We start from the raw sequence: 26,276 nt of genomic DNA, 5'->3' as shown, positions 1-26,276 counted from the left end.
CAAGCCTCCCCGTCTCCGAAAGCCCGAGCGTTGGCGCGCCGTTCCGGTGCCCTTGCCGGCGCGGCGGCAGCCGCCCCGCCTCCGGACTGCTGACCGGACCCGTCGTGGCGTCGCTCCCTACCACCCCAACAGCCTCGACGGCGGCTGCCCCTTCCTCGCCGGCGCCGACACGGCCGCCTTCATCGAGACACCCGTCACCGTCCCCGAGGCAAGCAAGGTCCGTGAGGCGCCCCGCCTCGTTCTCCGACCACTTCACCCAACCGCGCCTCTTCTGGCTGGGCATGACCCCGCCCGAGCGCGAACACATCATCGCCGCCTACACCTTCGAACTCGGCAAGTGCTACGAGCAGGCCATCAAGGAACGCACCCTGAAGGTGCTGGCGAACATCGATCCGGACCTGTGCGAACAGGTCACCGCAGGTCTCGGCCTGCCGGCACCGGCCGCCACCGTACCGCTCGTCGCAGCCGACCCCAGCCCCGCCCTCTCCCAGAGAGGAGCGACCTGGCCGACCGATGGCCGCGTGATCGGCATCGTCGCCGACACCGCGGCCGATCTGGACGGCGTACGAACCGCCCGCCAGGCCGTCCTGGACGCGGGCATGGTGCCCCTCGGCGTCGCCCCGAACGGCGGCACCCTCGACTCCACGGGTGACCCGATCGCCGTTCAGCGGACCTTCGCCGCCGCCCGCTCCGTCGAATTCAATGCCGTCCTGCTGGCCGGAGTGCCCCAGGCCGGCGCGGACGCATACGGTGCGCGCGACGCAAGGCCGGCACTGCCCGGCCTCCCGAAGCCCCCGACCCCGCGTACTGCTGCTCGTCACCGAGGCGTACCGGCACGGCAAGGCCATGGGCGGCTGGAACGGCGCGGAGCGGCTCCTCGAATCCGCCGGCATCACGGCAGTGCCGAACGCGGCCCCGCGCCGGAGCCGGGTTCCCCCGACAGGCAGGAGAAGCATCAGCGTTCGGCGTAGGGAAGGTCGCCTGTACGAGGCATCCCGCCCGGAGAGCAGTGTCGCCACCGCCCCACCGGGTACACGGGGTCAGGGCGTCGGCTGCGCCCTCCGATGGACGATCGAAGGAGGCCCGGTGGACGGGATCGTACTGCTCAAGGAAGACCACAAGACGGTCGAGAAGCTGTTCAAGCAGTTTGAGAAAGCCGGCGACAATGCGCACGCGACGAAGCGCAAGATCGCCGACCAGGTGATCGAGGAACTCACCACCCACACCTGGATCGAGGAGAAGATCTTCTACCCGGCTGCCCGCGAGGCCGCTCCCGACACCAAGGACCACGTCCTCGAAAGCATCGAGGAGCACCACGTCGTTCTGTGGATGCTCTCCGAACTCAAGGGGCTCGACGCGAGCGACGAGCGGTTCGACGCCAAGATGACGGTCCTGATGGAAAGCGTCCGCCACCACGTCGAGGAGGAAGAGAAGGAGTGGTTCCCCGAGGTCCGCAAGGCCATGGGCCGCAACCGCCTCACGGAACTCGGCGCCCGGATGGAAACGGCGAAGAAGACCGCCCCGGCCGATCCCTTGGCCGTCCCGAGCGCGTAACCCCGCCGGCCGGCTCGTCGACACCGTCGGGTAAGGCGTCCTCACGGATTTCCTCGAAGAGCGGGCGGATTTTCCTGCCCGGCCGCCGGAATGACACGCACATGGGAATTTCGTGCATGCCCTCGGTGCGGTCGGGCAGACGGTGCTCCGGAGGTTGATAACTATGGTTCCCCTGCTTCTCGTTCTCCTGCTGGTTCTGATCCTCGTCGGCGCGGGTTTCGCGGTGAAGATTCTCTGGTGGGTGGCTATCGCAGTCCTGGTGCTGTGGCTGATCGGATTTGTCGCCCGTCCGAAGGGCGGTAGCGGCCGCTGGTACCGCTGGTAGCCGTCCCGCCACGATCCGGGTGCGTGAAGCTCGGAAAGCGGGGCAAGTGAAATTCAGGCGGAAAGCACGACCCGCCGCGCACAAGGTACGGAACAAGGAGGATCGGCGGAGAAGCATTTCCCCGCCGTCCCCCATTGACCGAGGAGTTGTTTTAGCGTGACTGAGCATGTGTGGAGTTACAAGTCGACGTCGGGCCACCTGGCCGGTACGGACCTGACCGGCTACAAGGTCGAGGCGACCGACGGGAGCATCGGCAAGGTCGACAAGCACTCCGACGAGGTCGGTGACGCCTACCTGGTCGTGGACACCGGCGTGTGGATCTTCGGTAAGGAGGTCCTGCTGCCGGCGAGCACGGTCGTCAAGGTCGACCCGGAGGAGCGGAAGGTCTTCGTCGACCGCACCAAGGAACAGATCAAGAACGCCCCCGAGTTCCACCGGGACAAGCACCTCGGCGACACCGGCTACCGGGAAGAGCTGGGTACCTACTACGGCACCGGCGCCCCCTTCGGCGGCCGCCCCGCCTGATCCCGTTCCCGCACCACGACGCCGGTCCCGGCACCCTCCCTGGGTGCCGGGACCGGCGTCTTCAGCGATGTCCGGTGGCCGGTCGGCGAGTTGTGGCCGTGTCGACGTCGGCGTGGAGGGTGAAGACCCTGTCGAGGCCGACGATGCGCAGGATGCGGATCGTGTTGTCGGGGACGGCCGCCAGGGCGATGTCCGCCCGGGCGGCGACAGCGTGGTTGCGCGCGACGATGAGGGCGGTGATACCGCTGGAGTCGCAGAACTGTATGCCGGAGAGGTCCAGGACGAGGCGTTGTCCTGGTTCCAGGCTGAGGGCTGTCACGGCCTGTCGGAAACGGGGGGCCTGGTCGTAGTCGAGGTCGCCGGCGATTTCCAGTACGGGGCCGGTGGCGGCGTCCCGGGCGGTGATCGTCAGGGCGCTCATGTCGGATCGTGCTCTCGCGCAACGGGGAGGGGATGTGGCACGCCAAGGGCGAGCAGAGCCGTGTCGTCGTCCAGGCCTTCGCCGAAGCCGTCCAGGAGACGGGTGAGGGCGGTGATCAGCTCATGTGCCCCTGCAGGTGCGAGGCCGGCGGTGAAAGTGCGCAGGGCGTCTTCGCCGTAGAGTGCGCGGTTCGTGCCGACGCGGGCTTCGGTGAGGCCGTCGGTGTACAGCAGGAGTGAGTCGCCGGGGCCGAGCGTGGTCTCGGCAGGGGTGAAGTGGGGGTCCGGCAGGATCCCGATGAGGAGGCCGCCGGGGGTGGGGAGGTAGTCGGCCCGGCCGTCGGCACGCATGACGAGTGCGGGGGGATGGCCGCCGGACGCCAGGTGCACGGCAACCGTCCCGGTGGTGGCGTCCGGTTCCAGAATGCCGAAGATCGCGGTGCAGTAGCGCGGGTCCCCGTGCGTGAACCGCTCGTGCAACACGGTGTTCAAGGTGGTCAGCGCCGCTACGGGGTCGGAATCGTGGAGGGCTGCGGCACGCAGGGTGTAGCGGGTCAGGGAGGTCACTGCGGCAGCCTGGGGGCCTTTGCCGCAGACGTCGCCGAGGAAGAACGCCCAGCGCTTTTCGTCCAGCGGGAACAGGTCGTAGAAGTCTCCGCCGAGCCGGTCGACGGAGGCGGTGTGGTAGTAGGAGGCCGCTTCCATCCCGGGCACCGCGGGCAGGGCAGCGGGGAGCAGGCTCTGCTGGAGCACCGCGAGTGCTTCCCGCAGTCGCTCCCTGTCGGCTTCGGCCTGCCGCCGGGCTTCCTCCGCCACCTGACGCTCGCGGAGCAGTTCGCCTTCGTAGGCGCGGCGCTGTCGTGCGTCGAAGACGGTGGTGCGGATCAGCGTCGGCTCGCCGTCGCCGCTCGTCTTCACGCTGGAGGTGACCAGGACCGGGAGGCGTCCGCCGCCCGACGCCTTGAGCTCCAGCGCTATCTCGCTGATCTTTCCCTGCATCCGCAGGAGCGGCGCGAAGTGCGTCTCGTGGTAGAGCTTGCCGCCGATCGTGAGGAGGTCGGTGAAGCGTCTGCGGCCCACGACTTCCTCACGCGCGAGGCCGAGCCAGTCCAGGAGCGTTCCGTTGATCCTGGCGATGGTGCCGTCCATCAAAGTGGACAGGTAGCCGCAGGGGGCGGATTCGTAGAGTTCCTCGGCGGTGTCCTCCAGCAGGGAGGAGAACACCGCGTTGGTGGTGGACTCTTCGCCTTCCGGCCGCTCGGGGTTCTGGGCGGTGCGGCTCATCACCGAAGCTCCCGCAGGAACGCACGGATGGCCGACGTGGTGGCCTCGGGAGCGCTCAGCTGGGGGCAGTGGCCCGTTGCGTCCAGGGTGATCAGGCGGCTTCCGGGGATGGCCGCGTGGACGTAACTGCCGACCTCTCGCGGCGCGATCACGTCCTGGGCGCATTCCAGTACCAGCGTCGGTACGCCCACCGACTTCAGTTCGTCACGGCTGTCGGAGAGGAAGGTGGTGCGGGCGAAGACGCGGGCGATGGCCGGATCGGTGGCGCAGAAGCTGTTGGTCAGCTCCTCCCCCAGTTCCGGACGTTCGGGGTTGGCCATGATCACCGGCGCCATGGCGGCCGACCAGCCGAGGTAGTTGGACTCGAGCGACTCCAGCAGCTCGTCGATGTCCTCGGCGCTGAAGCCGCCGCGATAGGTGTCGTCGTCGATGTAGCAAGGTGAAGGGCCGACCATGACCAGGGACGAGATCCGCTCGGGGGCGGTGGCCGCCGCGCGGACCCCGATCATCGCGCTGACCGAATGCCCGACGAAGGCCACGTCCCGCAGGTCCAGGGCTTCGCACACCTCGACCACGTCGCGGGCATAACCGTCCAGCGACCCGTAGCGTTCGGCGCTCCAGGCGGACGGGTCGGAGCCGCCCGACCCGACGTAGTCGAACAGGACCACCCGGAATCCCTCGGCAAGTGCCGGGGCCACCAGGCCCCACATGTTCTGATCACAGCCGAACCCGTGCGCCAGCATCACCACGGGACTGCCGGCCGATCCGCTGCCCTTCACGTTGTTCCTGCGGAGGATATCCATCCGGTCATCCTGTTCCTCGGTCTGGAGCGTCAGCGCTGGCGACGCAATCGGGGGCTGGGCTCGCGCAGGTCCCGTCGGTCAGACGGCCAGTGGGGCGCCGAGCATCACGGATGCCTGCTGCAGCGGGCCGAGGGCACGCGCGGTCGCGGCGGCCCGGGGAATTCCGCGGCAGGTGAAGCCGAGCCGGGTCATGGCCCGGAGGACTTCGCCGACGCTGAAGTCGCGGGGGTCCTGGCGGGTGATGACCTGGCCGACCTGCTTGACGGGGTAGGTGCGGCGGCCGATGATCACGGACGCGCCGAGGACCGGCTCGGGCTTGATGCCCTTCATCGATTCCAGGACGCCACTCTTGGTGAGGTCGAAGGGGAAGCGGGCGATGACGCAGCGCATGGTGCCTCACGGGGAGAAGAGGGAACGGTCCGACCGCGGTGAGGCGGTTCAGCGTGCAAGGGCGAGGACGCCCAGGGCGCTGCCTTGTTCGTCGATGACGGGCAGGGCATCGAGCCGGCGGTAGCGCATCGCGTGCTCGGCCTCGGCCATCGTGGTGAGGGGCGAGGTGAACGGCCCGCGGTCACCGAGGACCTCGCGCAGCCGGACTCGGTCCGTGTACGCGTCGCCGTCACGGACGGCGGCGAGCTGAGCCGGGGTTACCAGCCCGACGCACAGGCCGCCCTCGTCGGATACCAGCAGATGTTCCGCGCGGGCACTGGCCATGACGGACAAGGCCACCTCGACGGTCATGTCGTCACAGACCTGCGGCCCGGCGGCCTCCATGGCATCGACCACCGCCTGGTGCACAGGGATGGCGTTCACCGCGCGGGGTTGCATCTGGACCAACGTCAAAACGTGCCTCCTGCAGAGATGGGTCGGATTCCTGATCACGTGGCTGTCAGGCCGCCGCCGCGTTGAAGGCGGACTGCCGCACGTTCACGCGCCGGGCCGTCCTTGATACGGCGCGCATCAAGGAATTCCGGCATCAGAAGAACAGTGCGGGGAATCGCAAGAACGGGCCGACTGGAACGCGAAAGCAAATCTGGCCGCAAGGAGTCCGTGCGAGCGCAGGTGCTGTAACGGGTGACGCTGGACGTGAAATACCCGAGATCGACTCGGGTGCAGATCCGAAGGGGCCCGCCTGCTGGAGAAGGGCCTCCGGGGTGGTACTGGGCATCCACAGGAGAACCCATTGCGGGACATGCCTGCAGCTGGGGCCCGCACCCCGAAGGATGCGGGCCCCAGCTACGATGTGCGCGTCAGCGTCAGGCGGGAACGATGTTCTCGGCCGTCGGACCCTTCTGGCCCTGCGCGATGTCGAAGGTGACCTTCTGGCCTTCAGCCAGCTCACGGAAGCCCTGGGCGGCGATGTTCGAGAAGTGGGCGAACACGTCAGCGCCGCCACCGTCCTGCTCGATGAAGCCGAAACCCTTTGCCGCGTTGAACCACTTCACGGTGCCAGATGCCATGTCAAATCTCCTTTGGGGCAGTACACCAGCATCCGCATTGTGCGGACACCGTGTCGCCGCGATGATGCCCCGCCCGGAAAATGACCCGGAAATACAAAGCACTCCCATGCGGCACGGAGACCGACTGGAAGCACTTGAAGTTTTGGGAACCACAACTGCAACTGAGATCGACAATAGCATGCCGTGGCGGTCTGCGTACGAAAAACAATTCGCCCTGACCGCCGCGCTAAAAACCCTCTCCGCATGGGCCGCTAAATCCTGACATCGCGGCGACAGATATTTGCAGCCCGGGCGCAACCCTTTCCCGAGCAGAGGGATTGCCCTTCGCTGCCCGAGGACCGGTGCGCGGCCCGCCGAGACCGGCGGGCCCGCTCACCTCAGACCGCAGTCGGCGGACTGGACGGCCCGGCGGCGCGGCGGTACTCGGCGTTGAGGCGCTGGGCTTCCTCGAGCTGGTCCTCGAGGATGACGATGCGGCAGGCGGCCTCGACGGGGGTTCCCTGGTCGACGAGTTCCCGGGCACGGGCTGCGATGCGCAGCTGGTAGCGGGAGTAGCGGCGGTGGCCGCCCTCGGAGCGGAGCGGCGTGATCAGGCGTGCTTCGCCGATGGCACGCAGGAAGCCCGGGGTCGTGCCGAGCATCTCTGCGGCGCGCCCCATGGTGTACGCGGGGTAGTCGTCGTCGTCCAGGTGGCCGCCGAGCGGGCCTGTCGGATTCTCTGCTGTCATTGCACCTCTCTCTGAAACACGTGGAGGGGCCCTGGCGCCGTACGGCACCAGGGCCCCGAGGGAACTTCTACACCATCTTCCGGCACCAGTTCTGAGCCGGGCTTCCGTTTCCGCGTGCCCGACTTGAGCGATGTCGGGGGTGCGGGGATCGCAGTTGCTTGACCGGAGACCACCTCGCTATCGATGTCCTGCGGTACCCGGGCTCAAAAGTTCCGCCCGGGCGATCCTGATGGCGCTCGCTCCTCCGCTCTTCCCTCGGCGATCAAGTACTTACCCAGCAGAGCACCGGGCACTACCGGTGCCGCTGGTACTGCTCACTTCGTTGCACTCACCCCGGCAGTTCATCCCTGCCGGGCTCTGCTGTCTCTCTTACCTACAAGACAAACCATAACGAGGCCACCACCCAATATCTACTCTGGCCAGCATAGATTTTCGCGTGTCCGGCAGTGAGGTAATCGGCCTCGAACAGCACCGGTCGCGGGCGGAAGGGCCACACCGGGGCGGCAGCGGGCACCGGCCACGAGAGGGCGCCGCGGCCTGCCCGGCGCCGTGAGTACTCTGATGAGGGGAGTACGCACACCCGTTCCCGGTCTGCGGCTGTGTACAGTCGGCTCGCCCCGGCGGTTGCCGGACGTGCGGGGCGGTCGTCCCCGACCGGTCAGGTGAAGTCATGACGAATGCAACCAGTGGGACGCAGCTGCCCGGCGGGACGACCGTCGCCCCCGTGCCCTCGGTGGCCGAGCGCAAGCAGCGGATGCGTCGCCGCCTCGAGCGGCTGATCGGCATCGCCGCCACCGAAGGAAACTCATTGCTCGCCCTGCGCAACGGGGACGAGATCTTCACCGCGATGCTGGACAGCATCCGCGCCGCCGAACACACCGTCGACATGATGACCTTCGTCTACTGGCGCGGCGAGATAGCCCGGCAGTTCGCACAGGCGTTGGCGGACCGGGCCCGCGCAGGCGTCCGGGTACGGCTGCTGCTGGACGGCTTCGGCAGCCGGCTCATCGAGCAGGACCTGCTCGACCTCATGGAGGACGCCGGGGCCGAAGTGGCCTGGTTCCGCAAGCCCCTCTACCTCTCCCCGCTCAAGCAGAACCACCGCTGCCACCGCAAAGTGCTCGTTGTCGACGAAGAGACGGCGTTCACCGGCGGGGTCGGCATCGCCGAGGAATGGTGCGGCAACGCCCGCAACGAGAACGAGTGGCGCGACACCCACGTCCGGCTACGCGGCCCCGCCGTGGACGGTGTTGCCGCCGCCTTCGCACAGAACTGGGCCGAGTGCCACGACACCCTCTTCGACGACCGGGACCGCTTCACCGGCCACACGCCACAGGGCGAGGCGGTGGTGCAGGTGGTCCGGGGCTCGGCCAGCATCGGCTGGCAGGACATGCAGACCCTGATCCGGGTCGCCATCGAATCCGCCCAGCAACGCTTCCGCTTGTCCACCGCCTACTTCGCCCCGGACGCCTATTTCATCGAGCTGCTGTGCGCAGCGGCACGTCGGGGCGTCGAGGTCGAGATACTCCTGCCCGGCCCCTACACCGACAAGCGCGTATGCCTGCTGGCCGGTCAGAACTTCTACGCGGAACTCCTCGCCTGCGGGGTGAAGATATTCGAATACCAGCCGACGATGATGCACGCCAAGGTCATCACCGTCGACCAGATCGCGGCACTCATCGGTTCCACCAATTTCAACCGTCGCTCCCTGGACCACGACGAAGAGGTCATGCTCGCGGTCCTGGACGAAGAGTTCACCTCAACCCTGGACCGCCACTTCGACGAGGACTTGCAGGCCAGCGAGCAGATGGTTCCAGCGCGCTGGAACCACCGCTCGGCGGCGCAACGGCTGCGAGAGCTCGCCGTCACCCCGATCCGCCGGTTCCTCTGACCACCGCCCGGTGCCGGAAGGCGCTCTCGTTCCGGCGCCGCCCGTAGCGGAGCCGAACCCTCGCCGAAGCTCACCGAACGGTGCGGACATGGCTCTCGCTGCGTTTGCCGGTGGCCAGGGTCGGCGGGAACATGTTGATATCAGCGTGGGGGGCCGCGCGAACGGGTCCGGTGGACGCCGAGCGCTTCTGTCGCCGCTCGCCCCATGCATCCTTGCCTGCCTCTGAGATGGCCGGACATCCACTTCTTGCCTCAGCCCATAGCGGTGCGCGCCGCTGGAGGAAGAAGGTCCCTCGGGGAGTACCCGGCAACTGGCCGGGCATTCACTGTCGCGCTCCTCTCTTACAGGAGATATCCCCATGAGCAGGACCCGCCGCCTCAACTGCATCGTCCCCCCGCACATCCTCTACAAGCTCTTGGAGAGCGAAGACCGTGAGGTGCGTCAAGCCGCCCTGGACTCCCTGCTGAGCACGGCTCGACTGCGTGGCGGGAGGGAAGTCCGGGCGCCCTGGGTCGGCGCCGCCGCCGGCCATGGCCGGCGGACCATCTTCGACTGCCGGCGGGGCAGGTACCTCCCCTCCGCCGAGCTGGCCCGGTCCGAGGACGGGCCGGCGTCCTCGGACGAGTCCGTCAACCGGGCGTTCGACGGACTTGCCAGGACACGCGATTTCTTCAGCGGGGTGCTCCAGCGCAATTCGCTCGACGACCGGGGAATGCGTCTCGATGGGTACGTGCACTTCGACATGCATTACAACAACGCGTTCTGGGACGGGCAACAGATGATCTTCGGTGACGGGGACGGAAGGCTGTTCACCGACTTCACCGGTTCCCTGGACGTCATCGCCCACGAGTTGACGCACGGAGTCACCGAGTTCACTGCGGGGCTTGCCTATCACAATCAGTCCGGTGCGTTGAACGAGTCGATGTCGGACGTCTTCGGGACGCTGGTCAAGCAGTGGTCGCTGAACCAATCGGCCGAGACGGCGGACTGGCTGATCGGGGCAGAGGTGTTCACCCCGGCGATCGATGCCGACGCCTTGCGGTCGATGAAGGCTCCCGGGCGGGCCTACGACAACGCCCTGTTCGGCAAGGACCCCCAGCCGGACCACATGCGCAATTTCGCCAACCTGCCGGACAACGACAGAGGGGACTACGGCGGGGTACACATCAACTCCGGCATTCCGAACAGGGCGTTCTATCTGACGTCGGCGCGCATCGGCGGGTTCGCGTGGGGCGCTCCCGGAGTCATCTGGTACGAATCGCTCAAGGCTTCCAGTGTCGACACGCAGTTCCAGGATTTCGCGGATACCACCTACCGGAAGGCCGCGGAATTGTACGGGGACGGCAGCGCCGAACAGCTGGCCGTGCTGTCGGCATGGCAGGAGGTGGGCATCCGGATCAGCGGGGTCCCGGCCGGGGTCGCCCGAGCGCGGAGCCTCCCGGTCAGCGGGGACGGTGGTGTGGGCCGGGAGGACGGTCTGGCAGCCCTGAGCAAGCAGATCGGGGCGCTGTCCGCCCAAGTGATGGCGCTGACCAAGGAAGTGACCGCGCTGAAGGGGAAGAAGTGGCCCACGCCGGTCGATGCCGGCCGGTCCTCGGACGGACGGTAGTCATCAGGGCCGCGGCGAGCGCACGACTCGCCGCCCGGTGCAGGGGCGCTCAGACCGTGAACGGCTTCTGCCGGAGGAAGTCCTCGGGCGGGTTGCCCGTCGTGTAGAAGTTCGGGCTCTGGATGGCGGGCATGCGCTTCTGGATGTCCCGGTGGAAGGTGCGGTAGTCGCCCCGGAAGGCGCCCTCCTTCCACACCTTGAGCAACTGCGCGGTGAACAGTCCGTTCACGTCGCCGTCGGAGGCGACCTGGTTGTCCTGGCAGGCGGCGATGAGCACGGCGCCGGGGGCCGGGCGGCCGCCGTTCCCGTCCCTGAGCTCGCGCTGGAGCCCCTCGTACAAGGCCCGGTGCTGCTCGAAGGCCTGCTGCTGCCTGAACAGCGGCATCATGCGGGTGGCGGCCTCCAGTCCGCCCGGGTCGCTTGTCTGGAAGTGTGACCGCATGGCCTCGGGGGTCAGCAGCTCGTGCACGGACTCGATGGCGCTGCCGCTGTGACAGCAGTCGAGCAGGGCGACGATCCTGACGCCCTCCTCGAAGCTCTGGAACTCGCGGTACAGCTCGTCGTCGAGGAACTGGCGGTCGAAGAACACCAGCGTCTCGTCCTGCCGGTCGGGCTCCGCGTCCGATCCGGTGGTGTTGGGCATCTGGCCGCCGTGGCCCGAGTAGGTGAAGAGCAGGATGTCCCCGGCCTTGAGCCGTGCGGCCGCCGCGCGCAGCTCGCCGGTGATGTTCTCCACCGTGCCGTCGCCGGTGGTGACGAGGGTGTCTTCGAATCCGGCGGCGCGGGCTACCGCCGCCATGTCTCGGGCATCGTTCTCGCAGGCCAGGAGTGTGCCGTCCCAGCCGTCGTAGGCGGCGGGATCGACCTTGTTCAAGCCGACGTGAAGGGAAAGGCCAGTGGGCACGGGGGCTCCTAGGGGCGCGCCGGGCGGAGGGGGTCGAAGGATGGGTTCCGCGGCCCGCCCCGTCCGAACCGGGGCGGGTGGGAAGCCGCCCGATCGGGCCTGCCGGGGGGCGACGGGAGGGTGGCCGCTGTTCGGGTGGCCGGTGACGAGCCCCCGTAAATGATCACCTCTGCGCGGTATTCCCATCATATGAACGCAATTGAGACGCCGCCGGACCGCGCGTCGGGCCACGCGGCGCACCCCGACGCCCTCGCCGACCGGACCGGCTACGACGAAGCCTTCCTGGGGCCCGTCGTCCCACTGCCCCTCCCGGCCTCGTCCGCGGTCGACACCGTGGTCCTCCCCTACACCCACTTCACCGTCGTCCTGCGCCCCGACCGCAGGCTGGCCGCCTCCACCGCCGTCTGCATCGACGGCGAGAAGCTCCTGGAGGACGTACCCAGGGACGACGCCTGGACGTTCGACCCCCGGGTGCCCGAGTCCCAGCAGGCCGGCAACGACATCTACCGCGACAACCCCCTGGACCGCGGGCACCTGGTCCGCCGCCTGGACCCGGTCTGGGGCGCGGCGGCGGAGGCGGGCCGCGCGAACACGGACACGTTCCACTTCACCAATGCGGCCCCGCAGCAGGACGTCTTCAACCAGGGCAAGCAGCTGTGGCAGGGGCTGGAGAACCACCTGCTCGACCACGCGGCCCGCTTCGACCGCAAGCTGAGCGTCTTCACCGGCCCCGTCCTGCACGACTCCGACCCGCCCTACCGGGGCATTCAGGTGCCGCTGCGCTTCTGGAAGGTGGCCGCCTTCATCCAGGGCGGGGCGCTGGCCTCGACCGCGTACATCCTCGACCAGAGCCCCGACCTCAGCCGGGACCGCGAGCGGGCGATGGCCGGCGCCAAGCCCGGTGACCCGCCCCCGCTGGGCGCGTACCGCACGTTCCAGGTGCCGGTGGCGGACATCGCGGAGCTGACCGGACTCGACCTCGGACCGCTTCCTGCGGTGGACCTCATGCCCCTGACGCGCGCACCCGAGGGGCGCTGGCGGCGACTGGAGTCCTACGAGGACATGGTCCTGGGGAACTGATGGGGTGCGGGCCGCCCGCCACCGGGCGCGGCGGCCCGGCTCCGCAGGGGCACCGGTTGCCGCGTTGCGGCCGGACCGGCCGAGTGAAACCATTGCAGGTATCAGGCAGTCCGTCATTACGCGCCGCTTCGGCGGGTGTGCAGGTGCGGTATGTCTCCCAAGGATACCGAGTGGGGCCTCGTCACCGAATGGGTGCGCGACCACCTGTTCATTTCCGGTGAACCCCGTTCCCGGCTGGTGCAGTTCGGATTCACACCGGAGTTCGTGGGCAGGATCCCGCTCAACTACGTGGCCAGCGACAACGCCATTGCCCTTGTCGAGGCCGTCCGCAACGACGGCATCGACGCCCAGCTCCACCTCCTCGAGACCCTCGTACGGCTCGACTCGCTGAGTTCACTGCCGGCCGGAAGGGAGGTGCTGCGGCTCAAGTCCGAGCTGGAGCACGCCGCCCGGCTGCACCTCTCACCGCAGGACCCTTTCCTCTCGACGGTGCTCGGGAAGGGCACCGAGGTGTTCATCGACCGGATGGACCTGAGAAACAGGCTTCGCGAGTTCGTCGAGGACCCCGACAAGACGGTCCTGGTGGTGGACGGGGAACCGGACAGCGGCCGCTCGTACACCTACCACCTGATCCGGCACATAGGCCTGCACTCCCGCTTCCGCCCGGTCCGGCTGACGCTGAACCGGGCCTCGACCGCGGAGCAGGTGATCCTCCGGCTCTCCGAGTTCGTCGGCGACCCGCACGCGGCCCTCGCGCCGTTGAATCCAACACAATTGAACGATCCACTACCCGAGATGGAGACGGCGCTCCACCGCATCGTCAGCCAGGCCACCGCCGCGAGCGGACAGTACTGGTTCGTCCTCGACGACTGCGACAAGCTCGACGTCAATTCCGACGTCTGGGACTGCATCGGCAAGCTGGCCCTGACCATCTACGAGCACAGGCCTGTACGGCCGGACGCCGCGCCCCGGCTCGTACTGCTCGGGTACTCGCCGACCATGCGCCAGCTCCCGTACGAGATCCGCAAGAACGAGGTCCGGGACATCGCGCGGCAGCTCGGTCCGGAGGATCTGCGCCAGTTCTACCTGCAGTTCTTCACGGAGGCTGCGAGGGAAGCGCCTGCGGCAGAAGCAGAAGCGACGGAAGCGGCCTCGCCGGGCGCAACGGCGGACCCGGCCGCGGCGGACCCGACCACGACGGACCCTGCCGCGCCTCCGGCCGAACAGCGGATGTCCGCCCTCGTGGAGGCCACCGTCCCCGTCGTCCTGCAGGCCGGCGACGCCCCCGGCCCGGACAGCTACATGCGCAAGCTCTGCACGGCGGCGGAGGAGTCCGTGCGCCTCTACCGCTCCCTGACCCCGGGCCAGGACTTCGGCGCCCTGCTGCGCGAGCGGCTGTGCGCCGCGGCGGCCTCCCCCGGCCCCGCACCCGTGTCGGACCTCCGCCGGGCCTACCGGGAAGCGGCCTCGCTGCTGACCCGGTTCGACCCGGCGCAGCTGCGGCTCCCCGGCGAGGAGGAGCCCTCGGGCCGAGCCGCTCTGGAACTGGTGCAGGACTGCCGGACCGCCGGGGCGCGCAACATCTGCACCTGGGTGCTCAAGTCGGAAGTCCGCGACGCGGCGCTGCGCGGCTTCGCCGGTCCTCAGCAGGCCCGCCAGGCCCTGGCGGCCAACCTGGACCGGATCCCGCCCGGACCCGGACCCGAGCACACCGTCCTGGCCTACCTTGCGGGCGATCCCCCGGACCTCGCCCGGCAGGATGCGGACGAGCTGCCGCACACCCTCCAGGCCGTCCTGTGGCTCGCCCAGATTCCCGGCATGACCGGCCTGCCCGAGACCGCTGCGGTCCAGGGGATGCTGGAGCGGGCGCGGCTGCTGCAACCACTGGAGCGGTTGGTGCAGAGCCCCTTCCAGGGGCGCGCCGACGAACTCGCCCAGCTGCGCACGTACATCGGACTGCCCGCGGGCACCCTGCCGGAGCGCCTGCGGCAGATCCGCAGCGAGGTGTCCCGGGCGGGCGAGACGGAACGGCCGGTGCTCATCCACGGGCTCGGCGGTGTCGGCAAGAGCACCCTGCTCGCCAAGTTCCTCCTGGAGAGCCTGCACGACTCCCCCACCGGATTCCCCTTCGCCTACATCGACTTCGAACGGCCCACGCTGTCGGTCCACGAACCGGCCACGCTGATCGCCGAGATGGCCCGGCAGCTCGGCATCCAGTACCCGCAGCAGCGCGCCGCCTTCGACGCCCTGGCCCACGAATGCGAGGCGGCGGCGGGCGTCCACCGCACCGCGGAGGACACGGTGGACGAGCTCTACGGACTGTCCACCACCCGGGCCACGATGGGACGGCTCTCCGCTTCGGGGCTGCACGCGCTGGCCGCCGCCCGTGAGGGAGTCCTGGCGGCGCAGCTCGCGACCCTCGTCGTCGCCGCCGTGGGCGTGCCCGCGGCGGAGCAGCCGCCCCTGGTGGTGGTGATCGACTCCTTCGAGGAGGCCCAGTACAGCGGCTCCCCCGAGCTGGGCCGCATGTGGGGCGTCTGGGCGGGGCTCCAGAAGGTCCATCCCCGGCTGCGGACCGTCGTCGCCGGGCGGCTGCTGGAGAGGCATCCGGCCCGGGTGGTGCAGCCGCTGGCCATCGAGCTGCGCGACCTCGACCACGAGGCCGCGGTGGCACTGCTGGTGTCCTGCGGCGTCGCGGACGAGCGGCTGGCCGAGAAGCTCGCCGAGCGCGTGGGAGGGCACCCCCTGAGCCTGAAGCTGGCCGCGCGGGCGGCCGTGCAGGCGGCCGAAAGCGACAGGGAGGGGGGCGAGGACAGCGGCGACGGGACCCGGTCCCTGAACGCGCTGATCGAGAGCCTGCCGCGGCGGCGCCGGCACTTCTTCCGCACGGTCGACCAGATGCTCATCCAGGGGACCCTGTACGAGCGCCTCCTGGGCCGCATCCGCGACCCGGAGGTCCGCGCGCTGGCCCAGGCGGGACTGGGGCTGCGGTCCATCACCCCCCGGCTGATCAGAGAGGTCCTCGCCGCGCCGTGCGGGCTCGTGGTGGAATCCGACGAGGAGGCCGAGCGCCTCTTCGGGCTGCTGTCCCGGCTCGATCTGGTGGAGTCCGCCGGTCCCGGAACCGTGTGCCACCGGTCCGACCTGCGGGCGATCATGCTGCGGCTGGCCGACCGGGCCCGTACGGACCAGATGCGCGCGGTCGGGTGGCTGGCCGTCGCGTACTACGCGGCCCAGGACGGTCTGGAGGCGCGGGCGGAGGAGATCTACCACAGGCTGCGGCTGAACGAGAGCCCCCGCGAGGTGGAGCTGCGCTGGATGCCGGGCGTCGAGCGGCTGCTCGCCGGGGCCGAGCAGGACATGGCGGGACGGTCCGCCGCCTACCTCTCGGGACGCCTCGGCGGCCACGCCTCGGACGAGGTCATGGCGGAGGCCGACCAGGAGGACTGGGAGCGCATCACGGCCAACGAGGTGGAGGGCCTGCTGTCCCAGGGGTACGCCGAAGCGGCCGCCGCCCGGCTCGACGGGCGGCGCCCCTGGACCGCGGGCAGCCCGCTGCACCCGCTGTGGGCGGAGACCCTGGACCGGCTGGGGCGGCGGCCGGAGGCCAGGGCGGCCGCCGAAGCGGCGGTACAGGGCGCCGACGAGGCCGGCTTCCCCGAGCTGCGGCTGGAACTGCTGCTGCTGTCGGCCCGGCTCGCCGAGGCGGACGGTGACGTGGGCGAGGCGGACGACGACCTCGCCGAGGCCGAGGAGGCCGCCACGGGTCTGGGAAGGGACTTCGAGGCGCTGGGCGCCCTGCTGGGGCGGGCACGGCTGGCGGCGGGCACCGAGGCGCACAACCACGAGATCGACGGCAGGCTCGCCGAGCGGCTGCGGCGGCTGCCGGACGCCGAACTGGCCGGCCGGCCCGCGCTGGTGCGGGCCGCGGCCGCCGCGGTCTGGCGCGACCACCCCGGGGTCCTGGAACGCACCCTGAACGTGGTGGGCCTCCCGGAGACCGAGGAGGCGGTCCTGGAGTCCCTCGCGAAGGCCATCGACCGTGTGGTGGCCGGCCGCCCCGAGCTGCGCGGCCCGCTGCTGGGCCTGCTGGAGGACGCCGCCGGCCCGTCGGACGGGGCGCTCTCCTCCGGCAGTTCGCACACCGGGGTGCTGGGCATCCTGCGTGCCGCGCGGGCGCGCGGCACGCTGGACCGGCTCGCCGGGAGCCTGCTGCACCTCGACGACCGCAGTGGCGAGCTCGCCGCGGGGGTGGCGGCTGCGATGGCCGCGGGCGCCCCCGCCGACGCCGGGCAGGCCATCCGCACGGCCGAGCGGCACCTGGCACGGGGCCCGGCCGACGGCGACCGGGCCGCGGCACCTCCCGCAGGAGGCTCCCCCACCCCCGTCGAAGGGAACGGCCACAGAGCGGCCTGATCGACCATGAGCGACCCTTATCTGTCCCAGGACGACGTCGTACGGCTGCGCGACGCCGCGGTGGAATCGGATCTCGCCGATCCGGCCCGGCGCTCCCTTCTGTTCGCGGGCATCCTCCCGAAGTACCGCGGTTCGCTGCCGGTCCTCTCGGCGCCCGGCCCGCAGGTGCAGTCGGACCTCAACGAGATGAACCGCGTGGAACGGCTGATCGACGGCAGCGTGCCGCTCGCCCGGTGGCTCGGGAACGCCGCCGACCAGCTCACCGACGCCGCCGCCCGCGACGTGTTCCTGAAAGCCCTGGACCGGGTGTCGCGCGACGCCGCCGGAGAGCCCGACGTGGCACCCGACGTGCCCACCGGAGAGACCAAGGAAGAGATCGTCTTCCGGGACGACACGGTCCCCTTCGAGTTCCTCGGCGGCGGCGCGCTGGCCGGCGCGTCGGTCGCGCGCGTCAAGGTGCTGCCGTATCAGGGGGGCGCGCTGCTCCAGCCGGTGGCACTGCCGCACACCGGCACCGGCTGGCTCATCGCTCCCGGCCTGCTCGTCACGAACCACCACGTGGTCAACGCCCGCAAGCGCAGCGCCGGCGAGCAGCAGTCGGCGGACCCGACGGACCTGCGGCTCCAGGCGCAGGGGGCGCGCTGCCGGTTCGACTACGTCAGCGAGGACGACCCGACGGCCGAGGAGGCCGCGGCGAGCGAACTCGCGGCCTGGGACGAGGAACTGGACTACGCGGTGCTGCGGCTGGCCGACGCACGGCCTCGGCCCTTCCTCCGCGTCGCCACGCAGGCGCTTGTCGTGCCCAAGGACACGCCGGTGCCGGTCAACATCATCCAGCACCCGGGGGGCGAGCCGAAGCGGATCGCGCTGCGCAACAACCTCGCCTTCGACGCGGACGACCGGGACGTGCGGTACTTCACCGACACCCGGGGCGGTTCCTCCGGGTCGCCGGTGCTGACCGACGACTGGACGGTCGTGGCGCTGCACCGCGGTACGCGCCGGGTGTCCGACGTCAGTTTCCAGGGCAAGAGCACGGCCTTCGTGAACGTGGGCACGCAGCTGAGCGCCGTCATGGAGCACCTGCGCGAGCACAGCGCGCAGGTCTACGAGGAGATCGCGGCGGCCCAGTCGGCGCTGGCGCGGCAGGGACAGGCACAGGAGGTGTGAGATGGGTGGCGGATCACCGGTGGCGACGGGACCCGAGCAGGTCTTCAGGGAGGACCTGCTGGAGGTCGCCGCACGCGTACGCAAGGGACTGCAGGCGGAGATCCCAGAGTCCGCCGAGGAGCTCACGCCCCGGGAGGAGACGGCGGGGCGGATCGGACGCGCCGCACTGGAGGAGCGAGCCGGGGTGCTGGAGGCGGGGGCGCGCGGGCTGGAGAAGCTGGCGGCCGGCCGCGGCGGGGACGTGGACGAGGACGAGTACTTCGGGGTGGAGGCGATCGTCCTGCTCGAAGGCCGCCCGGCGATCCTGGTCCAGGGCCAGGACTTCGCCTCGCCCCAGGGTGACTGGGCCCTGCTGGAGGGGCAGCGGCCGGGCATCCGCGAGTCGATCGCCCGGGTCGGCCGGGTGGAGGTCACCGGGCACGCGGAACTGGACTGGCTGGGCACGGGCTTCCTGGTATCGCCGTTCGCCGTGATGACCAACCGGCACGTCGCCGCCGAGTTCACGCGCGCGGACGGGGAGGGCGGGTTCACCTTCCGCCAGGGCATGGGAGCCCGCCTCGACACCGCCGAGGAGCTCGGCGCCGCGGCCGACGACGACTCGTTCGAGTTCGAGGTCACCGAGGTGATCGGTATCCACCCGGACGTCGACATGGCACTGCTGCGGGTCTCCCCCTCGACGCACGGCGGTGGCGTGCTGCCGACGCCGCTCGCGGTCGCGGGCGACGCCCCGCCGGAGCTGGCGGGGCGTCCGGTGTACGTGGTCGGCTATCCGGCAGCGGACGGCCGCCGCAACGAGCCGGAGGCCATGAGCCGCATCTTCATGGACATCTACAACGTGAAGCGGCTCCAGCCGGGTACGGCGACGGGCCTGGTCCCGGACGGGGCCGGTGCCACGATGACGCACGACTGCTCCACCCTCGGCGGCAACAGCGGTTCACCGGTCTTCGACCTCGCCGACCACCGGGTGCTCGGCCTGCACTTCGGCGGCAGGTTCCGCTCCGGCAACTTCGCCGTGCCGCTGTTCCAGCTGGTGGACGACCCCCTGCTGGAGCGGGCGGAGGTCAACTGGGTGTAGCGGGCGGCTGGAGGAAGGACAGGCCGTCCGAGTGAGGAGGCCGGAGATGCTGGTGGAAGCGCTGACGGCCCTGGCAGCGGCCAGCGGTAGCGCGGTGGTGCAGGCTGCGGGGACCGATGCGTGGGCCGGGTTCCGGCAGGCGGTTGCGCGCTGGTTCGGGCGGGGCGACGCCGAGCAGGAGCGGGCGGAGCTGGAGCGGTTGGACAAGACCGTGACCGTCCTCCGGACGGCGGACCCGGCTCAGGCGGAGCGGGCGCGCATCAGCCAGGAAGCCTCCTGGCAGGCACGTATCGAGACCGTGCTGGAAAACCTGGACGAGGGAGAGCGCGGCCGTGCAGCCGACCAGCTGCGTGCCCTGCTGGCCCAACACGTCCCCGAGGTGCGGGTGACGGCCGGGGCGGGCGGGGTGGCCACCGGCGGCGGCATGGACATCCATGCCGAGGAGGGATCCATCGCAGCCGGGGTCATACACGGAGGCGCGTCCATCGGCCCCCCTCCGGCGGCGGATCCGCCTGAGGGCTAAGCGGATCGGCAAGTCCCAGCCCGCTCTCCGGCCCGACGCCTGACTCCCTGTGCGGACCGGGAGGGGTTTCCGCCGGACCAGGAGGGGTTTCCGCCAGCGATCACAGTCTCGCCGTCGGCCGGGCCGGCAAGGTCGAGTTCCACGCCGCGCCGCGTCCCCCGGTGACCTGGCCGCACCAGGTCGGCGTGCTGCCCAGGGAAGCCGACTGCTTCCAGGACCGTGCCACCGCCCGGGAGCTGAGTCACGGGCCGGACGGGAACGGGACCGCGGCGCCCTACCACGTGGTGGTCGGCCTCGGCGGAGTCGGCAAGACCCAGCTCGCTGCCCACCACGCCCGTACCCTGTGGCAGACGGAGCAGCTGGACCTGCTGGTGTGGGTCACCGCGGCCAGCCGTGACGCGGTCGTCACCGGCTACGCCCAGGCGGCGGCCGAGATTCTCGGCGCGGACCCCGCCGGCCCGGAGTCCGCCGCGCGCTCGTTCCTGGCCTGGCTGGAGCCCAAGCCCGCCAACGAGCGCCGCTGGCTGGTCGTGCTGGACGACCTCGCAGACCCTGCCGATCTGCGCAACCTATGGCCTCCTGCCAGCAACCACGGCCGCACGCTGGTCACCACCCGCCGCCGCGACGCCGCCCTGACCGGACACGGCCGACGGGTGGTACCGATGGGCCTGTTCACCGAGGACGAGGCAGCCGCCTACCTCACCACGTCCCTGGCCGCACACGATCGCCACGAGCCCGCCGACCAACTCCTCGGCCTTGCCGACGACCTCGGCCACCTGCCGCTGGCGCTGTCCCAGGCCGTCGCCTACCTCACCGACGTCGACCTGGACTGTGCCACCTACCGGCGCAGGCTGTGCGACCGCGCGCGCTCCCTCTCCGACGCGCTGCCCGACCCGTCCGGGCTGCCCGATGACCAGGCCACCACCGTCGCCGCCGCTTGGTCCCTGTCCATCGAGAGCGCCGACCGCCTCCCGCCGGCAGGGCTTGCCCGCCCCATGCTGCAGCTCGCCTCGATGCTCGACCCCAACGGCATCCCCATCGCCGTCCTGACCAGTCCGCCTGCGCTGGACCACCTCGCCCGGCACCGTAGTGCCGGCCCGGAGCACACAGGTGCCGGAGAGATCACGGCCCCGGACGCGACACAGGCACTGCGTGCGCTGCACCGCCTCAGCCTGATCGACCACACCCCCGACAGCCCTCACCACACCGTCCGCGTCCACCAGCTCCTCCAGCGTGCCATCCGCGACCGCCTCCCCGCAGGCCGGCACGATCAACTCGCCCGGGCCGCCGCCGATGCCCTGATCGCAGCCTGGCCCGAAGTCGAACGCGACACCGCCCTCGCCCAGGCCCTGCGAGCCAGCACCGAGGCGCTCACCCTCCACGCCGAGGACGCCCTCTACCAGCCCGATACCCACCCCGCCCTCATCCGCACCGGCTTGAGCCTCGGTGAGGCGGGCCAGGTCGCGGCCGCCCGGCACCACATGCAGCACGTGGCCAACACCACCCGGCACCGGCTGAGTCCCGACCACCCCGACACCCTCACCGCCCGGAGCCACCTCGGCTCCTGGCAGGGGGCGACGGGGGACGCTGCCGGGGCCGCCACGGCCTTCGAGGAACTGCTCACCGATCTGGAACGCGTACTGGGACCCGACCACCCCGCCACCCTGTCCACACGTGGCAACCTCGCCTACTGGCGGGGGGAGGCAGGGGGCGCGTCCGGGGCGGCCACGGCCTTCGAGGAGCTGCTCGCGGATCTGGAACGCGTACTGGGGCCGGACCACCCCGACACCCTCGGCACCAGGAACGATCCCGCCTACTGGCGAGGGCGGCGGCGATGGCGGCTGATCACCAATCGGATCAGATCGGTGATCAGCGGCGAGTGACACCCGTTCACACCCGTTCCCCCTGACGCCGGGAGAGCCCTCGTCGGCCGACAGCTGCCCAGGCGTACTCCCGGGGAGCTGTTCGCCGGGTGCAGGGGCCGGGCTGAAAATGGCACCCGGCTTTCCTGCCCACGGCCTATTCTGATCACCACCTCCGGACGCGGCGCCCGTGCTACGCGTCCGTAGTGAGCACGCCTTCCCCGTCATCCCCACCGGCGCCCGGCTGCCCTTCACCGCGCGGGGCCCGCTCGTCCACGTGCGATGGACTCCACCGGGTAGGGGGAAGAGTCGCCGACGATCCATCACACCTAAGGCACCCCATGGACAGTGAGCGCATACAGACCTGCCTGGACCTGATCAACCAGGCACGGCAGCTACCCGTGGACGATGCCCAGCGCCGCCTGCTGGAACAGGCCGCCGGCCAGCTCGTCCGCGACGGCCGCCTTCGACGCCGTGCCGAGGCACGCGCGGCGCGGGCGGCAGCCGACGCGAAGCTGCTCGCCGCCACCGCGATGGGCGCCTGCGACCGCGTCATGGACGCCGCTCTGCCCGCACCGGCCCCGCCGGAACGAGGCCTGACGGTCAGCGAATACGTTCAGCTGCGGCCCGGGCCGTCTGCGGAGCGCCGGCTGCCGGACCGTACGCCGGACAGTGACGGGCCGTCACGACTGCTGAACCGCCCCCAACGCTGCTACGTCTGCAAGAACCACTACCGGCAGGTCCACGACTTCTACCACCTGCTGTGTCCCGAATGCGCCGGAGAGAACCTCGCCCACCGCACGACCCGCACCGACCTCACCGGCCGTCGTGCGCTGCTGACCGGCGGGCGCGTCAAGATCGGCTTCCAGGTCGCGCTGATGCTCCTCCGGGACGGCGCCGAGCTCACTGTGACCAGCCGCTTTCCCCAGGACACGGCGCGCCGGTTCGCGGCGGCCCCCGGCGCCGCCCAGTGGTGGCACCGGCTGCGGATCGCCGCCCTGGACCTGCGCGATCCCCGGCAGGTTCTCGCCTTCACGGACCACATGCTCTCCCAGGGGCTGCCCCTGGACGTCCTGATCAACAACGCCGCCCAGACCCTGCGCCGCTCTCCTGAGGCGTACGCCGCGCTGTCCGCCGCCGAACCCGCGCCGACCCCCGGATCCCTGACTCCGCCGCAGATCTGGACCGCTCCAGGATTCTCCGTACCCGGCCCACGCACCGCACCTCTGCCGTGGACGGCGGAGCTCGCCCCACGCTTCCGGGCGCCCCACGCCCTGGCCGGTGCCGCACACACGGCCGACGCCTCCGTGGCCGCCCCACTGCCGCAGGAGGGCGTCGACGAGGCGGGCCTGCTGCCCGAGACGACCGCAGCCAACTCCTGGACCCTGCGTCTGGGACAGATCGACCCGACCGAGCTGCTGGAAGTCCAGCTGGTCAATGCCGTCGCGCCGTTCCTGCTCGCCGACCGCCTGCTGCCCCTTCTCGATGCTTCCCCGCACCCCCACCGCTACCTCATCAACGTCTCTGCAGTCGAAGGCCAGTTCACCGTGCGCAACAAGACCAGCGACCATCCGCACACCAACATGGCCAAGGCCGCCCTGAACATGCTCACCCGGACCAGCGCCGCCGACCTGGCCACCCGCGGCATCCACACCTGCAGCGTCGACACCGGCTGGGTCACCGATGAGAAACCCCTCCCCGCCCGGAAGCGGCACGCCGCCACCGGCTGGCGCCCGCCCCTGGACATCGTCGACGGCGCCGCCCGCGTCTACCACCCCATCGTGCAAGGGCAGGCCGGCGCACCCGTACACGGCGTCCTCCTGAAGGACTACCGGCAGGTCCCGTGGTGATCCCTCCGGCAGCATCAGTGGATCCCGGGGCGGACACCCATGCCGACGGAGCCCGTCGGCCACGACTCACCTGATGTCCCACCCACTGAGCGCGGGGTTCGCCACGGCCGCGGAGTGCCCCTCCGCCGCTGTGGCAAGGGGGAATTCCGTCCAGACGGTCTTGCCGTCCCGGCTGTAGCGGGTACCCCATCGTTCGGTGAGCTGGGCCACCAGGAAGAGGCCGCGCCCGCCCTCATCGGTGGTGCGCGCCCGTCGTAGGTGCGGAGCGGTGCTGCTGCTGTCGGAGACCTCGCAGATCAGGCTGCGGTCGCGGATGAGCCGCAGGGTCAACGGCGTGCCGCCGCCGTACCGGTAGGCGTTGGTGACCAGTTCACTGACGACCAGTTCGGTGGTGAAGGCCAGCTCCTCCAGGCCCCACCCGGTCAGTGTGGTCTCCGTCAGGTGCCGTGCCCGGGCGGCGGCGGTCGGCTCTGCGGGCAGTTCCCAGGAGGCGACCTGCTCCGGCGCCAGCACGCGGGTGCGGGCGAGGAGCAGTGCGACGTCATCCGGTGGGTGATCCGGCAGCAGGGCGTTCTGCACGTCCGTGCAGGTCTCCTCCAGCGAGCGGCCGGGCCGGGACAGGGCTTCCCGCAGCCGCGCGAGTCCTTCGTCGAGGTCGAGGCCACGGGCCTCGACCAGGCCGTCGGTGTACAGCGCCAGCAGACTTCCCTCGGCGAGTTCCAGTTCGGCGGACTCGAACGGGAGTCCGCCCAGCCCCAGCGGCGGCCCCTCGGGCAGGTCGGGCAGGCTCACCGCGCCGTCGGAGGTCACCACGGCGGGGGGCAGGTGACCCGCCCGGGCCAGGGTGCAGCGCCGGGAGGTGGGATCGTAGACCGCGTAGAGGCACGTCGCTCCGACGATCTGCTGGCCGCGCGAGCGTCCGTCGGCAGGCTCCTGCTCGGCTGCCAGGCGGTTGACCAGGTCGTCCAGGTGGGAGAGGACCTCGTCCGGAGCGTAGTCGAGGCTGGCCAGGGTGTGTACGGCCGTGCGCAGGCGGCCCATGGTGGCCGCGGCGTGCAGACCATGGCCGACGACATCGCCGACGACGAGGGCGACGCGTGCTCCGGAAAGCGGGATGACATCGAACCAGTCGCCGCCGACGCCGGTGGCGGGATCGGCCGGCAGATAGAGGTGGGCGACCTCGACCGCGCTGAATTCGGGCAACGCCTGCGGCAGCAGGCTGCGCTGCAAGGTCAACGCGGCCTGGTGCTGCTGGGTGTAGCGGCGGGCGTTGTCGATGCACAGGGCGGCCCGCGCAGCGAACTCCTCGGCGAGCGTGAGGTCGTCATCCTCGAACGGCTCGGGCCGCCCGGCCCGCCACAGGCTGAGCAGGCCGAGGAGCAGACCGCGCGCCGTCAGCGGTACGACGATCAGTGAGTGAGCGTCCAGGTCGAGGGCGCGCTGTGTGCGCTCGGGATCCTGGAAGTACCAGCCGGGGCTGGTCTGGAGCACCGGTTCGAGGATGGGCTGCTGCTCGGCGAGGCACCTGGCCTGCGGGGTACGAGGGTCGAAGTGGAACACCTCTCCGGCGGGGTACATCACCTGCAGCGCCTCTGCCAAGACCGAGTGGACGGCCATTCTGCGGACCGGTCCGCTCGTCTCCTCGGCGGTCTCGTCGCCCCGGGCGACCGACTCCAGCAGATCCACCGAGACGGCGTCCGCGAGGTCGGGGACGGCGACGTCGGCCAGCTCCCGGGTGGTCTGGCCGAGGTCCAGTGTGGTCCCGATGCGGGCGCTCGCCCGGTTGAGCAGGGCGAGCCGCCGCCGGGCCCGGTAGCGGTCGGTGACGTCCTCCACCAGTTGGGTGACTCCGAGGATCCCGCCGGAGGGGTCCTCCATCCGGAACGCCGACACCGACACCACCCGCTCGTGGTCGGGGTCGCTCCTCAGGCGGCAGGGCTGCTCGGTGAAGATCAGGGGTGCGCCGGTCTCCAGCACCCGTTGCAGCCGGGTTTCGATGGTCTCCAGGTCCGGACCGATGAGGAAGTCACCGATGCGTCGGCTCCGGATCTCCGCCGCGGAAAGCTGCGTGAACCGGGCCAGAGCCCGGTTGATCCGCAGGATGCTCAGATCGGGGGCGTGGACGGACAGACCGATCGGGGAGCGCCGGAAGAGACCGTCCAGGACCGACCGGTCCGTCTCCCACTGGAGCACCTCCTCCGCCGGGGCGACGACGAGGAACCACTCGCGGGCCGAGCCGGCGCGGATGACGGCGCGGGCGCGGAAGCCCAGCTTCACCCGCCGCCCGCTGCGGTGCAGGACGGGCAGGACGCCGGACCAGCCCTGGTCGCGCTGGCACGCGGCCGCTGCGTCCCGGACCACCTCACGGTCACGGGAGTCGCACAGGAATTCCGAGGCCATGCGGCCCAGGACCTCGTCGGGGAGGTAGCCGAGGTGCTCCTGAGCGCGCTCGCTCCAGCCGACGACCCTGCCGTGGTCGTCCAGAACCGCCGAGGCAGAGTTGTGCAACGCGAACGGGTCCTCGGGCACCTCACCCGATCCCGGCGCCGGTGCGTCCATCGCTGCCACCCTTCGACCTGCTCGACCTGCCGAACGGACCGCACAGCGGGCATTGCCGCGGCGACTACCCAGAGTGATCAGAGATCAGGGGTTGAGCAGTCGGCTTATCTTCAGTATCGCCGCGCCGCTGTACGTCGGCAGAGGGTCGTCCACCGTCTGCCCCCCGAACCCGGAGTGGCATGCCGCCTTCGGAGTAATGACCGTTTTGCCTGTACAGCCGTGCCAGGCTGTGGTCTCGATT

The 26,276-nt window shown here is 70.5% G+C and carries 21 protein-coding genes and 1 pseudogene; 13 read left to right on the top strand and 9 right to left on the bottom strand.

Going from position 1 to position 26,276, the window contains the following annotated elements; translation table 11 throughout:
• Positions 1–103: 103 nt before the first annotated feature.
• The 4 genes and pseudogenes from OG472_RS38040 to OG472_RS38025 all read left to right on the top strand — a co-directional run.
• Positions 104–894 (top strand): annotated as a pseudogene (locus OG472_RS38040) (catalase-related domain-containing protein); the annotation flags it as partial.
• A gap of 192 nt (positions 895–1,086) precedes the next feature.
• A complete protein-coding gene (locus tag OG472_RS38035; protein WP_401606468.1) occupies positions 1,087–1,554 on the top strand; it encodes a hemerythrin domain-containing protein in 468 nt (155 codons plus the stop codon).
• 163 nt (positions 1,555–1,717) lie between these two features.
• The gene (locus OG472_RS38030; RefSeq protein ID WP_405833601.1) at positions 1,718–1,879 is read left to right on the top strand and encodes a hydrophobic protein; all 162 of its coding nucleotides are present in this window, start codon (positions 1,718–1,720) and stop codon (positions 1,877–1,879) included.
• A 156-nt stretch (positions 1,880–2,035) separates the two neighbouring features.
• Positions 2,036–2,404, top strand: a complete 369-nt coding sequence (locus OG472_RS38025; protein WP_401606002.1) for a PRC-barrel domain-containing protein — start codon at positions 2,036–2,038, stop codon at positions 2,402–2,404.
• Positions 2,405–2,465: 61 nt separating this feature from the next.
• On the opposite strand, the gene OG472_RS38020 is transcribed toward OG472_RS38025, so the two are convergent.
• The 7 genes from OG472_RS38020 to OG472_RS37990 form a co-directional block, all read right to left on the bottom strand.
• Entirely contained in the window at positions 2,466–2,825 is a 360-nt protein-coding gene (locus OG472_RS38020; RefSeq protein ID WP_405942662.1) for an STAS domain-containing protein, read from the bottom strand.
• Positions 2,822–4,108, bottom strand: a complete 1,287-nt coding sequence (locus OG472_RS38015; RefSeq protein WP_405942661.1) for a PP2C family protein-serine/threonine phosphatase — start codon at positions 4,106–4,108, stop codon at positions 2,822–2,824. The genes OG472_RS38020 and OG472_RS38015 overlap by 4 nt, the downstream gene beginning before the upstream one ends.
• Positions 4,108–4,911, bottom strand: a complete 804-nt coding sequence (locus OG472_RS38010; protein ID WP_405942660.1) for an alpha/beta fold hydrolase — start codon at positions 4,909–4,911, stop codon at positions 4,108–4,110. The genes OG472_RS38015 and OG472_RS38010 overlap by 1 nt, the downstream gene beginning before the upstream one ends.
• Positions 4,912–4,989: 78 nt before the next feature.
• The gene (locus OG472_RS38005; RefSeq protein WP_401605994.1) at positions 4,990–5,301 is read right to left on the bottom strand and encodes an SCO5918 family protein; all 312 of its coding nucleotides are present in this window, start codon (positions 5,299–5,301) and stop codon (positions 4,990–4,992) included.
• A 48-nt stretch (positions 5,302–5,349) separates the two neighbouring features.
• Positions 5,350–5,754 (bottom strand): CBS domain-containing protein, encoded by a 405-nt coding sequence (locus OG472_RS38000; RefSeq protein WP_405942659.1) that lies wholly within the window; start codon positions 5,752–5,754, stop codon positions 5,350–5,352.
• 413 nt (positions 5,755–6,167) lie between these two features.
• On the bottom strand, positions 6,168–6,371 hold the full coding sequence (locus OG472_RS37995) for a cold-shock protein (protein ID WP_030722003.1): 204 nt from the start codon (positions 6,369–6,371) through the stop codon (positions 6,168–6,170).
• 377 nt (positions 6,372–6,748) lie between these two features.
• On the bottom strand, positions 6,749–7,099 hold the full coding sequence (locus tag OG472_RS37990) for a MerR family transcriptional regulator (RefSeq protein ID WP_362854153.1): 351 nt from the start codon (positions 7,097–7,099) through the stop codon (positions 6,749–6,751).
• Positions 7,100–7,769: 670 nt separating this feature from the next.
• On the opposite strand from OG472_RS37990, the gene OG472_RS37985 reads away from it, so the two are divergent.
• Entirely contained in the window at positions 7,770–8,990 is a 1,221-nt protein-coding gene (locus tag OG472_RS37985) for a phosphatidylserine/phosphatidylglycerophosphate/cardiolipin synthase family protein (protein ID WP_401605988.1), read from the top strand.
• A 415-nt stretch (positions 8,991–9,405) separates the two neighbouring features.
• Positions 9,406–10,599 carry a M4 family metallopeptidase gene (locus OG472_RS37980; RefSeq protein WP_401605986.1) on the top strand — a complete coding sequence of 398 codons (1,194 nt, stop codon included), beginning with the start codon at positions 9,406–9,408 and terminating at the stop codon, positions 10,597–10,599.
• 49 nt (positions 10,600–10,648) lie between these two features.
• Here the strand turns inward: OG472_RS37980 and OG472_RS37975 are convergent, their stop codons facing one another.
• Entirely contained in the window at positions 10,649–11,503 is an 855-nt protein-coding gene (locus OG472_RS37975; RefSeq protein WP_401605983.1) for a caspase family protein, read from the bottom strand.
• Between the two features lie 189 nt (positions 11,504–11,692).
• On the opposite strand from OG472_RS37975, the gene OG472_RS37970 reads away from it, so the two are divergent.
• The 7 genes from OG472_RS37970 (at position 11,693) to OG472_RS37940 (ending at position 23,476) form a co-directional block, all read left to right on the top strand.
• Positions 11,693–12,583 (top strand): DNA/RNA non-specific endonuclease, encoded by an 891-nt coding sequence (locus OG472_RS37970; RefSeq protein WP_405942658.1) that lies wholly within the window; start codon positions 11,693–11,695, stop codon positions 12,581–12,583.
• A 150-nt stretch (positions 12,584–12,733) separates the two neighbouring features.
• Positions 12,734–16,999, top strand: coding sequence for an AAA family ATPase (locus OG472_RS37965; protein WP_405942657.1), 4,266 nt, complete (start codon positions 12,734–12,736; stop codon positions 16,997–16,999).
• A 6-nt stretch (positions 17,000–17,005) separates the two neighbouring features.
• Entirely contained in the window at positions 17,006–18,166 is a 1,161-nt protein-coding gene (locus tag OG472_RS37960; protein ID WP_405942656.1) for a trypsin-like peptidase domain-containing protein, read from the top strand.
• Between the two features lies 1 nt (position 18,167).
• On the top strand, positions 18,168–19,241 hold the full coding sequence (locus tag OG472_RS37955) for a trypsin-like serine peptidase (RefSeq protein ID WP_401605974.1): 1,074 nt from the start codon (positions 18,168–18,170) through the stop codon (positions 19,239–19,241).
• 46 nt (positions 19,242–19,287) lie between these two features.
• On the top strand, positions 19,288–19,764 hold the full coding sequence (locus OG472_RS37950) for a hypothetical protein (protein WP_405942655.1): 477 nt from the start codon (positions 19,288–19,290) through the stop codon (positions 19,762–19,764).
• Positions 19,765–19,925: 161 nt separating this feature from the next.
• Positions 19,926–21,647, top strand: a complete 1,722-nt coding sequence (locus tag OG472_RS37945) for a tetratricopeptide repeat protein (RefSeq protein ID WP_405942654.1) — start codon at positions 19,926–19,928, stop codon at positions 21,645–21,647.
• A gap of 320 nt (positions 21,648–21,967) precedes the next feature.
• Positions 21,968–23,476 (top strand): SDR family NAD(P)-dependent oxidoreductase, encoded by a 1,509-nt coding sequence (locus OG472_RS37940; protein WP_405942653.1) that lies wholly within the window; start codon positions 21,968–21,970, stop codon positions 23,474–23,476.
• Positions 23,477–23,542: 66 nt separating this feature from the next.
• Here OG472_RS37940 and OG472_RS37935 read toward each other — a convergent pair whose 3' ends face one another.
• Positions 23,543–26,035, bottom strand: a complete 2,493-nt coding sequence (locus OG472_RS37935; protein WP_405942652.1) for a SpoIIE family protein phosphatase — start codon at positions 26,033–26,035, stop codon at positions 23,543–23,545.
• Between the last annotated feature and the right edge of the window lie 241 nt (positions 26,036–26,276).

The organism is Streptomyces sp. NBC_00207, from assembly GCF_045160965.1.
Taxonomy (GTDB): domain Bacteria; phylum Actinomycetota; class Actinomycetes; order Streptomycetales; family Streptomycetaceae; genus Streptomyces.
This window is presented reverse-complemented; position numbering and strand designations above follow the sequence as displayed.